The sequence below is a fragment of the Candidatus Jordarchaeum sp. genome (assembly GCF_052745115.1).
In genome coordinates, this window is record NZ_JBRAKS010000120.1 from 1 (window position 1) to 10,982 (window position 10,982).

General features: G+C 39.4%; 12 protein-coding genes. 6 read left to right on the forward strand and 6 right to left on the reverse strand.

What is annotated here, in order from left to right; translation table 11 throughout:
* Nucleotides 1-479: 479 nt before the first annotated feature.
* A complete protein-coding gene (locus tag ACUVXA_RS10050) occupies nucleotides 480-1,229 on the reverse strand; it encodes an alpha/beta hydrolase family protein (protein ID WP_445871124.1) in 750 nt (249 codons plus the stop codon).
* A 350-nt stretch (nucleotides 1,230-1,579) separates the two neighbouring features.
* On the opposite strand from ACUVXA_RS10050, the gene ACUVXA_RS10055 reads away from it, so the two are divergent.
* From ACUVXA_RS10055 to ACUVXA_RS10075, 5 genes are all read left to right on the forward strand, one after another.
* A complete protein-coding gene (locus ACUVXA_RS10055; protein WP_445871125.1) occupies nucleotides 1,580-1,885 on the forward strand; it encodes a hypothetical protein in 306 nt (101 codons plus the stop codon).
* Nucleotides 1,886-2,012: 127 nt separating this feature from the next.
* Nucleotides 2,013-2,522: a pyridoxamine 5'-phosphate oxidase family protein gene (locus ACUVXA_RS10060; RefSeq protein ID WP_445871126.1), complete on the forward strand. Its 510-nt coding sequence runs from the start codon at nucleotides 2,013-2,015 to the stop codon at nucleotides 2,520-2,522.
* Nucleotides 2,523-2,751: 229 nt separating this feature from the next.
* Nucleotides 2,752-3,723: a zinc-binding dehydrogenase gene (locus ACUVXA_RS10065; RefSeq protein ID WP_445871127.1), complete on the forward strand. Its 972-nt coding sequence runs from the start codon at nucleotides 2,752-2,754 to the stop codon at nucleotides 3,721-3,723.
* A gap of 53 nt (nucleotides 3,724-3,776) precedes the next feature.
* Nucleotides 3,777-4,589: a class I fructose-bisphosphate aldolase gene (locus tag ACUVXA_RS10070; RefSeq protein WP_445871128.1), complete on the forward strand. Its 813-nt coding sequence runs from the start codon at nucleotides 3,777-3,779 to the stop codon at nucleotides 4,587-4,589.
* Entirely contained in the window at nucleotides 4,586-6,043 is a 1,458-nt protein-coding gene (locus ACUVXA_RS10075) for an FGGY-family carbohydrate kinase (RefSeq protein ID WP_445871129.1), read from the forward strand. Before ACUVXA_RS10070 ends, ACUVXA_RS10075 begins: the two co-directional genes overlap by 4 nt.
* A gap of 47 nt (nucleotides 6,044-6,090) precedes the next feature.
* Here the strand turns inward: ACUVXA_RS10075 and ACUVXA_RS10080 are convergent, their stop codons facing one another.
* The 5 genes from ACUVXA_RS10080 to ACUVXA_RS10100 all read right to left on the reverse strand — a co-directional run bounded on the left by ACUVXA_RS10080 (nucleotide 6,091) and on the right by ACUVXA_RS10100 (nucleotide 10,300).
* Nucleotides 6,091-6,978 carry a HEAT repeat domain-containing protein gene (locus ACUVXA_RS10080; protein ID WP_445871130.1) on the reverse strand — a complete coding sequence of 296 codons (888 nt, stop codon included), beginning with the start codon at nucleotides 6,976-6,978 and terminating at the stop codon, nucleotides 6,091-6,093.
* Between the two features lie 16 nt (nucleotides 6,979-6,994).
* On the reverse strand, nucleotides 6,995-7,432 hold the full coding sequence (locus tag ACUVXA_RS10085; RefSeq protein ID WP_445871131.1) for a hypothetical protein: 438 nt from the start codon (nucleotides 7,430-7,432) through the stop codon (nucleotides 6,995-6,997).
* A gap of 271 nt (nucleotides 7,433-7,703) precedes the next feature.
* Complete coding sequence (locus tag ACUVXA_RS10090; protein WP_445871132.1) at nucleotides 7,704-8,540, reverse strand: hypothetical protein; 837 nt, start codon at nucleotides 8,538-8,540, stop codon at nucleotides 7,704-7,706.
* A 117-nt stretch (nucleotides 8,541-8,657) separates the two neighbouring features.
* Nucleotides 8,658-9,215: an NfeD family protein gene (locus ACUVXA_RS10095; protein ID WP_445871133.1), complete on the reverse strand. Its 558-nt coding sequence runs from the start codon at nucleotides 9,213-9,215 to the stop codon at nucleotides 8,658-8,660.
* Nucleotides 9,216-9,733: 518 nt separating this feature from the next.
* Nucleotides 9,734-10,300: a hypothetical protein gene (locus ACUVXA_RS10100; protein WP_445871134.1), complete on the reverse strand. Its 567-nt coding sequence runs from the start codon at nucleotides 10,298-10,300 to the stop codon at nucleotides 9,734-9,736.
* A gap of 313 nt (nucleotides 10,301-10,613) precedes the next feature.
* Between ACUVXA_RS10100 and ACUVXA_RS10105 the strand changes: the two genes are divergently transcribed.
* Complete coding sequence (locus ACUVXA_RS10105) at nucleotides 10,614-10,817, forward strand: hypothetical protein (RefSeq protein WP_445871135.1); 204 nt, start codon at nucleotides 10,614-10,616, stop codon at nucleotides 10,815-10,817.
* The last annotated feature ends 165 nt before the right edge of the window (nucleotides 10,818-10,982 follow it).

Sequence of the window (10,982 nt, forward strand, 5' to 3'; positions counted from 1 at the left end):
AGCCACAAGACTAAAAAACACAAAAAACAAAACAAAATTCCAAACCACTGCCTCCCCGAGGGACTTCATCATATAAGACAGTATCTCCTGTGGTAGGATTTTTTGTCTGCCACATTATGGTTACAGTGGTTGCTGGGTCATTTTGTTGATAGGTTAAATGTATGTTTTTAGGCTTATCGAAAGTCGGATTTCCTGGGAGAAATGGTAGGAAACCATAAAACAGAAAGGTTAGGAACGGCACTAGAAGAAGAATGATTAACAGTAGGGCAATAAATTTGAGGTAGTTCATCTATGATCAGGTCCTGAGAGTTGGCTGTTCCGCAATAATTCTAAGGTGTTTTTCAGACCTTTAAAATTTTTTTAAGCGGCAAAATGGAAAAGTTTCCTGTATAAGTATGAGAAAATATTTTAATAATTTTAGAAAAATTGATTTTAAAAGATGTAATTTAATATATTTATAAAGAATTTCAGGTTTTGGTTTAAATGTTTTTAACCGTCCAGTCCACCACGGTGTCCATGGCTTCCTGATTCTTTCTGATTTGGTGGTTCACGTTTTTGAAAATTAGAATTTTTTTAGGTTCCTTAGCTTTCTGGTATAGATCGTGGGCACTCTGAACCGGGACAACCTCGTCCTGGTCTCCGTGAACTATTAGAACCGGTCGGGGTGAAATTTTTTCCGCCCATTTGAGAGGGTTTAGTTCCCGCAAATCGTTTTTCAGTTCTTTGAGTGCTTTTTTAATATCTGTTATTTTCAAGATTTCATATTTTTCTGCGTACTTGATTCCTTCTCCGATAAAGGGGATTTTTGCTAGATCGGAGGGGCTTGAGCAGCTTGCGAAAGCCTTTATTCTCTGGTCATTAGCTACGACGGCCCAGGATACAAATGCGCCTGCGCTGAAACTCACTAATCCTAACCTTTCGGGGTTGACTCGTGGATTGGAGGCTAAATGGGATATGGCGTCAAGAACGTTGCGAGACCAGTTGGAAAAGCTGAATTCGCCTTCGCTTCCAGAGGTTCCCTGAAAGTTGAAAATTAGGGCTGCGCAATTTTTCTCACAGAACTTTTTTGCCAGAAAGGGGTAACCCTTTTCTTCAACGGGCTTGTTCTCTCGGGGGATTCCGTGACAGATACAAACTCCGGGCACTGGTTTAGGGGTGTCGGGGTAAAAGAGTGTCCCACCTAAGCGTACTCCATTGCTTATAATTGAAATTTTTTCATTTTCTATCATGGGTTTCACTGGCTTTCAACATTTTATTTCTGGGGGGAATAATTTATAATTTTATTTTTACATAATTATACATGATACGTATAATAGAAATAATAATATTTTATTTCTAGGAGAGGGCAAAAATTACGTATATTTATGTTGAGGAAGCGCCGTTCTCAAGGGTTTTTGCATACCGAATAATCTTCATAGTTTTTCTCAGTGTAATAATTTTCGGCGTCCTAGTATACGCATTCGGCCAATTTTCGCTCCAGCAGTTATTCAACACTTCTCTAAGCACGGTTCAAATACTAGCTCTAATATATCTTGCTATTACCATATTTTTGGTTTACATTGGAATTGTCTACTATAAAATGAGGTACGTTGTTAGAAGGGATCGGTTACAGATTAAATTCTTCCCGTTCACAATAACAATCCGCTATGATACATTGTATGAAATTGACCTGAGACCGTACAAAAGGATTGAGTATGCTCCGGGATGGGGCATTAGACTGTGGGGGACGTCTCTTTTTGCTACTTCTGGTACAAAACCATACCTGTATATGAAAAGAATGGCGGGAATTATTACAGAATTTTATCTATCCTCAGAAGACCCAGAACAATTAATATCCAGAATCAAATTTAATATGAAAAAGTATTTCGCACCCAGAAAAATCTAAGAAAGATTTGCTAAAAGGGAAAAATCTAAAACATCACAAACTAAATTAAAGTAGGTAAAGAAAAGTTCGATTTTGATTATTAGGGGTCTCCCTTATTCCCTTCTAGAAATTGTTTTGGTGAGAAATCATGAAAGATTTAATGGCCTCTTCACATGGAAGAATATTAGAACTTGAGCAAAATGAAATAGAAGAATTGGTTTCCAGAAATAGGGTAGGTAGATTGGGGGTATCGGTTAACGATCAGCCTTACGTGGTTCCTGTTTCTTATGCGTACCATGAGGGCAAAATCTACATTCATTCGGGAAGAGGTAAAAAGACCCAATACTTGGAAAAAAATCCCAGAGTTTGCTTTCAAACAGATGAGATTTATGGGAATGGCTCATGGAAAAGCGTTATAGTTTACGGTAAAGCCAAGTTTGTGGAGGACTTTCAGAGAGGGTTAAGAATTCTTTTTGAAAAATTTTTTGAACCCTTCATGGGAGAAGAGGATGCAGCCATTGCCAGAGAAAGGATGGAGAATTTTCTAAGCACCGTATCAGGGATTCGAGCTCCACCCAGTGATGAGGGTGGAGGAATGCAATTTTATGTTTACGAAATCGAGATTGAGGAAATGACCGGAAGACAAGAAATTAGATAATACAAATCCCGATTGTTTTCTCTGTTTAGTATGTAGACTCTTTATTTATTCCAAGTTTTCCTCGGTGTATTAAAAATAGCCCGGCTGTTTAGAGAATCTGCTATTAGTTTTAACGGAACCATTAAATCCCATATTTTATTTATAGGTTAATTTAAATAGAGGTAGAAATTATTCAAGAATCGGTACTGGATTAGGCTAAGAAACTGGTACCCGATAGGAGGTATTTTTATTGAAGTCAGCATTACTCTATGGAAAGGGAGATTTAAGAGTGGTTGAAATAGACATTCCAGAAATAGGACCTAATGATGCCCTAGTGAAGGTGAAGGTTTGTGCGGTGTGTCCCACAGATGTACGGAAATATAGAACAGGAAATCAATCGGTGCACAGTTATCCGGTTAATTTGGGACATGAGTGGACAGGCGATGTAGTGAAGATTGGAGATAATGTTGAAAATTGGAAAGTGGGTATGCGTATTGCTGGTGCGGGATTTGAGGGCTATGCGGAGTATGCCAAGTTAGATAAGGGATACTTGAATTCCGGTATGGTTCTTGAACTCCCGGATAAAGTATCTTACGAGGAAGGCACATTCGTGGAGCCCCTGGCAGATTGCTTACACGCAGTAAAAGACAGAGCCAAGGTAAAAGCGGGAGACACTGTTGCCATAATTGGTGCCGGACAAATGGGGTTACAATTAATGATGATAGCAAAATCTGTCGGCGCAAAAGTCATCGTAAGCGAAGTGGCAGAAGAAAGATTAGAATACGCGGAAAAATTCGGCGCAGACCATGTTGTAAACGCCTCTAAGGAAAACCCGATAGAAGCGATAAAAAAGTTAACAAAGGATTGGGGAACCGACTCAGTAATCGTCTCAATAGGTAATCCAACAGCGATAGAGCAAGGATTAAACATTGTCAGGAAAGGAGGAAGAGTGGTTATATTCGGGGGCGCACCGCAAGGCAGCATAGTTCAACTAGACCCAAACATAATCCACTACAGAGAAGTCGAACTAACGGGAAGCAATTGGATAGGAACCATAGAGATTAATCTACAACTCTATCAGGAAGCTTTAGATTTGATTGCCTCAAAAAAGGTTCCCGTAGCCGAATTCATAACACACAGATTCACTCTAGATGAAATACACAAAGCCTTTCAAGTCCAAGAAAATAAAGAAGGACTAAAAGTAATGATAATACCTCCTTAAACAGTTATATGAAATCATAAACAACCTGTAAGAAATTATAGGTGGTAGAAGATATGACATACGTAGGTAAAAAGTTAAGGTTAGGTAGGATTTTCAAAAAGGATGGTCGGGCACTGGTTGTTGCCATGGACCACGCTTCCACTTTTGGTCCAATGCAGGGATTAGAAAATCCGAGGGAGACCATCGAGAAGGTGATAGAAGGTGGTGCCGACGCGATAATGACCACCTTTGGCGTAATGAAACAATTTTATGATCTTATGCTTGGACGTGTTGGAACGATACTGCGTATCGATAGTGGTGGAAGCATTTATAGTCTCTTGGATTTTGCCAACGTAACGGATTGGAGTTTACTGTATAGCGTGGAGGAAGCGGTTACTATGGGTGTAGATGGAGTCATTGTGATGGGATTCTTCGGAGCTCCTTGTGAAGCTGCTACTCTTGAGATTCTGGGAAACGTGGCAGAGGAATGTGAAGAGTGGGGGATGCCCCTACTAGCAGAAACTCTTCCCATGCCCGGTGAAATTGTTAAAGACGCTTACGATGTCAACCACGTGTCTTTTGCGGCCCGAATTGGGCAAGAGTATGGAGCCGACTTCATCAAAACCAATTATACTGGAAGCCCGGAAAGCTTCAGAAGAGTGACAGAGACCTGCCAGATACCGGTTTTGATTGCTGGGGGGTCAAAAATGGACACTGCCAAAGATGTCCTGGAAGTCGTAAAAGGCGCTATTGATGCGGGTGGAAAGGGTGTGGTATTTGGTAGAAATATCTGGCAGTACGAGAATCCAACGGCAATGACCAGAGCTATAGCCAAGATAGTCCACGAGAACGTAACCGTGGAAGAAGCTATGAAGGAATTAAAATGAGTAGAGGCCAACAGAACACTGAGTATCTTCTTGGCATAGATGTTGGAACAACCGCTGTTAAATCAGTCCTCTACGACACGACTGGAAGGATTATAGCTAAAGCCAATAGAGAATATCAAACCATGCATCCAAAACCCGGTTGGGCTGAACACTCTCCTCAGCTCTGGTGGGAGCTAACGAAGCAATCTATTCGTGAAATTTTGACTAAAACCGAATCCAGTGCAAAGAATAAGATAGCAGGGATATGTGTAAGCTCCCTTTTTCCCGTTGTGCTGCCCGTAGATGAGAGAGGAGAGCCACTAAGACCGGCCATAATTTGGATGGATGCTCGGGGAGGCAAGTTGCACGACCCTTTACCAAAGCTCAAGTGGATTTTTGAAAATGAGCCAGACATATTCAAAAAAACATACAAGTTTCTTTCAGGAAATGGTTTCATTAATCAGAAGTTGACTGACCAGTTTACTTCAGACATAACCCAGAATCTAGCTATGGTTAACCCAGAGATTCAAAAATTCATTGACCCTGACATGTTTCCTGAGAGCCACTTCTTTTCAGAAGTTATCGGAGAAGTCACACCAAAGGCTGCACAGGAAACACAGTTGGCTGAGGGCACACCCGTAGTGGCTGGAGCTTCCGACGCCTTTTCGGCAATGCTAGGAGCGGGCGTAGTCAAAGCGGGACGAGCAGTTGAATTTACCGGACACAGCTGCGCACTAATGATTTGCACAGACAAGCCCTATCCCAAACTACGTGATAAGGGACTCTTCTCTGAGGGCGAAATGGGATTCTACGTAGTGAGTGGAGCCATGACCGCTTGTGGCGGTCTACTAAGATGGTTCAGAGACGTCTTCAGCTACTTGGAACTAGAATCAGTAAAAAAGCAAGGACTAGACCCTTATCAAATCATGGATCTTGAAGCCTCCAAGATTCCCCCAGGATCAGACGGCTTAATTATTCTACCCTATATTGCCGGTGAAAGGAGCCCCATCTGGAATGCTAATGCCAGAGGAGTCATCTTTGGATTGTATCTAACTCATAGAAGAGCACATATTATTCGAGCAATTCTGGAATCGGTAGCCTACGGCCTTCGCCACAGCATGGAAATCGCTGAGAAAGGAGGAGTGAGGATCGAAGAATTAAGAGCCACCGGTGGAGGCTCAAAGAGTGATTTGTGGCTCCAGATAAAGGCCGACGTATTCAACAAACCAATCCACCAGGTAAGTGCCGATGGTGAAACTCTAGGAGACGCAATAATGGCCGGAAACGGCGTAGGAATATTTCAAGACCTGTTCAGAACTTGTGATGAACTGGCAAAAGTGAAGAAAGTTTTCAATCCCAACCCAGAGCGCCACAAGCTCTACACGAAGCTGTATGAAATATACAGAGAAATATACGAACCGCTAAAGAAATCTTTTGACAAACTAGCAGAAATACGCAAAAACAACCCCGCGTAATTTTGAGGAAAAAATGTTCATCGTTTTAACAATCTTAAAATTCTATTTCAAACAGAGTTTGCATTAGAACTCTTTTCAAGGTTTATTTTATAAAGAAAGTTTTGAAGAGTTTCTTTCACGTCTTTATCGGGGTCTCTGGTTAAATTTGAAAGTTTTTTTACTAGATATTTTGTTTTTATTCCTCTCCTAGCGTACATTACGAGAGCAAAAATGGCATTAATGCGAACCGCAGGATGGCTATCCCTTAACAAGTCGAGGAGGGGATTCAGAATTCTTTTATCGGTATGTTTTTGTTCCGCGTTTTGCCCTATTATGAAGGCGATTCCCTCTCGAACCTGGAAATCCTCATGGTTTAAAAGTCCAATGAATGCTTCCAGAACTCTCTCCCTTATTTGCCCATTATTCCAGGCACATTCCCCTGCGGCTAGGGAGAGCCCGATTTTAACATTGGGGTCACGAGTTTTTAGTATTTTCTCTACAATATCAGAGTTATTTTTTTCTAGGATATCTTTTACAGCGTATATTCCCAGGGTCCAAGCCGCATTTGCACGGAGCTCCTTATCATCATCAGTAAGAAATCTGAGAAGGGGCTTAATGATTTTTTTATTGTAAAAACCCATCTTAGCATACTCGCCTAGCGAGGTAGTGGCTCGGCAGCGAACCTTGCTACTCCAGTCTTTTAACAGCTTAACTAACAGCCTTGGGATGGCCTTATCAAAAATATTGTGGGAAGCGTATTCTCCAACAGCAAACGCAGAATTCATACGAACCTCGCGATCCGCATCCTTTAGCAGTTTTGTCAAAGGCTCTAGAGCCTTCTTATCGAGTACTCCCAGCATCGCGTATCTGGCAACATTGAAGGCAGCATGGCTCCGCTTCATTCTGTCTGAATCGTTTAACAGGGAGATTTGTTTCTCTAGATTTTCTATTTTCAAAGCTCGGTACTTCCCTTTACCTTGTAATTTTTGTCTCATTTAATTTTTGTTTACTAAATTTTATACTTGTTAATATTATGATTATTCCGAGTATTTCAGTGGCAGCGGGAATAAGCTGAATCCAAATTGGAGGCATAAATATAAACAGTTGCCTCAAAAAGTCAAGGGGAATAGCTGGTTGGGGAAAGAAATAGAAAATTACGGGATTAATAATCCAATATCCCACCAACAAAACCGATACACCCATTATAACTATTTTTTTCCAGTAAGAATCGAATTTAAACTCGAAAAGCAGAACCCCAATAATTAAAACTATACCAATTAACTCGACGAATGAAAGCACAAGTATAGTAACATCGATTTGACTGGTCCTAGGCAAAAAAAGTAAACCGTTCGCCAATGCCCAAGAGGGAAGGAAAACTAAAATTCCGAACCAGAACGGCTTCTTTTCCAAGGTCTATTCCCTCAACTTTTTTAATTCTTAGATATCTCTTTGATTTCTTTTATGGATTATTTTAAAAATTTTTTTATAATCATCTCAATTTTATCTATGATTTTTATAAATTTCATAAATTTGTAAAAATATATTAAGTAATTTTAACTCCCAAATTTTATACATTTCTTTATAAAGATTTCATATAGAACGAGTAGTAGAGTGGGATTGTATACTACCTTATGAGATTAACATCAGGATTTAAATAAACTAAGGAAAAAGTGGGTGGCTTTTATCTTAGGATCTGTAATTTTTCCAGTGATGATTCTATTTCTTCGGGTGTTCCGGTTATTTCTATGGTGATGATTTCTGTTCTTTTTTTCATTTTTTGGGCTACTTCTAGTATTTGCTGGTTTACTTCTGTTTCGGTGTAGGGGTGGTGATCCCAGTACATCAAATTTTTGTCTAGATATTTTACGGAGTATTTTTTTATTTCTGATCTTAGGAAGCTTATGTGTACTTCTTTTAGGGGTAGGTTATTGAAGTTCATCTGGTTGAGGTTGGTGTTTTGGTATGCGCAGTTTACTGCCATGTGTCCGAGGTCGAGTAGTAGATCTATGTGTTTTGCGATTTCGCCTAGTTCGGTTTCGTCCATTCCGATGGCTGGTGAATCATTATCTGCTCCGTAAATGTTTTCTAAGGCGACTGTGGTTAGAAGGTTTTCTTTTTTTAGTAGGTGGCTGAATCGTGAAATGTTTTTTATACATTGTTGAACTGTTAGTTTGGGGCCTTTTATTACGAAGTCGTTGGGGCCTTTTATTTTTCCTCGGAGGCCTCCGTGTATCCCGTAGAGTTTCCATTCGGGTAGGAAGCTGTTTACTCGTTCTACCATTTTTTTTACCATTCGTGCGGAGCCTTGGGGGTCGACCGCGGGGTTCATCATGAAGTTTTTGTCGTGGTCTGTTCTGATTGCGGGGAGGTTGTGGATGGTGAAGATTTTTTCGCCTAGTTCTTCGCATAGCTTTCTGTTTTTTTCTTCTAAGCCGATTCCTAGTTCGTAGCCGTCAACGTATTCTTCTATCTGTTTTAGTTCTTGGATGTTGTGTTTGGCGGTGGAAACTAGCAGCAAATGGAATCATCTCAAAGATAAGTGAAGTTGTACAGTATTTGAATTTTATTAGAGGAAAACCGGAATAGTTTATACTCCAGTAAAAGAGTAATATAAAAAATAAGATTCGTAGGCTTGTTAAGGTTTTTTGGATTTCTTCCATTTTGAGGTTTTCTTTCTTTTTTCGTCCACCATTTCTTGGTCTATTTTCTTGTATATTCCTGGTCTTACTATGAGTGTTAAACCCTCAAAGCCTATTACCTCGACTTCTTCTCCCTCGTAGGCGTAGGGTTTTTGTTTACATACTGCGCTCCATAGTTCTCCTTCCAGATTTACTTGGCCTTTAGGATCGATGTCGGTTTTGGCTATTCCAATTTTGCCTATTAGTGATTCGGCTTCTAATTTGGGCGCCAGTTTTTTTGTCTGGTATCCTTTATAGGCTATGTATCCGAAAAAGACGCTTAGCACTATGCCGGATATCATAATTGTATATTTCAGTATATCCACATAGAATACGTATTCATCTGGGACATTTTGTATACGGAATAGTATGATTACTGCGATCGCTACGCAGGCTATTCCGCCCACCGCGAGGATTCCTATTCCCAGTTTAGCTTCAAGAATTATGAGAAGTATACCAAGGCCTAGGAATGTTATGGAGGCCAACAAACTTATTACCCACGGGTCTAGAGCCATTAATTTACCCCCAAATATATTTGGCAAATATGCTTACCTTATTTACTACCAGAATATCAAAACCCGGTAAGTTTTTATTATTCACTTAATTCAGGAGGCCAGCCAATACCCTATTTCATAAATGTTGGAACCATGCGAATATCACTAGAGAAGATTATGTGAATATTGATTTATCTTATAATCATATTCTGTTAAATATTGGTTTGCTCCGCCACTTGTCCCATACCGAGTTTTTCCAAGGGTACCGGGTTTTATCCGGGAACCTTATGGTTTAAGATTAGATTTAACCTTTAAACTTAGATTGTCCTTTCTCTCGGGGAGAGCACTTTGTCCGATAGTTAAATTGTATCAAGGATTTAAAAATATAATGAAAGAGGAAAACGTGATTCGCCCGGGCTATTCATGAAAGAGCTAGATTACCGTTCTATGATATAGAGAAAGATTCTACAAATTTAAACAATATAGCGATTTTTAAAATGTGGCCTTTTCAGTCAATTTCAAGTGGTTTCTTTGTTTTGCTATTCCTCTGTTTTTACAGACTTATTGCTCCGAGATTTTGTTGCAAGTTTAACTCGGGGTATTATGTGGTAGATAGTGTCTTTTTGTGCTAGTTCACTCTCTTTTTCCTCATCCGGAGAGGGGCTAGGAAAGGTGGGAAATTTTGGAGGATGTGCGGATTCGGAAGGAGAGGCGGTAAAGCGGTGGGAGGCGGGAGAAGTGATATCCTTCTCTGATTTAAGAGATAAAGGCGGAGAGAAAAAGTCATTTGAGGAAGGGGGGGACGAAACCGGAGCATGTGAGAGCAGATCTTCAGCGATAATGGATGATTTACTGTTCTCGCTTTTGTTCACAATTTCGGAGGCTGATTGCTGCGTTGAGATAATCTTCTTACCAGAGTCTTCGGTATCTATTTTTCTAATGCCGTATACTTCCTGAATTATAATTTTCACTTGGTGCTCCAAAATCTTAAATCGACGGTTGAGATTGGAAACTTCCTCAAATAGTATTTTTGTCATATTTTCAATATTTTCTGTTTTTTCTCTTTCATTCCCGTGAAACGCTTTACCTTTCTTGGACAGAAACAAAGTTACCCACCTTTCCGTTAACTCTCTGATACTAATTTTACTAAAAAAAGTGTGTGAGATTAGAATATTACACTAGTAGCTTCTCGGTAAACCATCAACTTTGATTAATAGGTGAACCGTTATATTGTATGTAAAATTGGCACTCTTTTTTGGGTCTAAAGTCTATTTGATTATAATGCAATATGGAAATCGTCTGACATTTATTAGAATTTATATAATTTTTAACAGAACATATTTCAATTATGTAGTATAACAACAAAAAACTTAAATAGGTCTTTGTGTATAATTGACTAAAGCCACTTGAGGTGGTTTAGTGCTAAATAAGGCTAACTCTTTAGTGAACATGACGGAGAGCTTAAAATTTGCTCTGGAAAAAGGGTGGTATGATAGAGCAATACTATTAGCCAATGGAATCATAAAAATTACTGAAATACTTGAAATGGAGATTGAAAATACTCATTTTACTCTCCAGGCAATGAAAATATCCGAAGAACTCTCCGCTCTATACGAAATATAAATTTAAGGATATAATAAAAATAATATGATTTCTTATTATAGTATAGATTTTTCTATTTTTCTTAAAATATTAGATTATTATAATTGCCAGCTTAACAGAATATATAAATAGGTTCTGGTACTAAATACGGTTGGTGGGTCTGATTAGTTTTTTGGTTTTCATTTC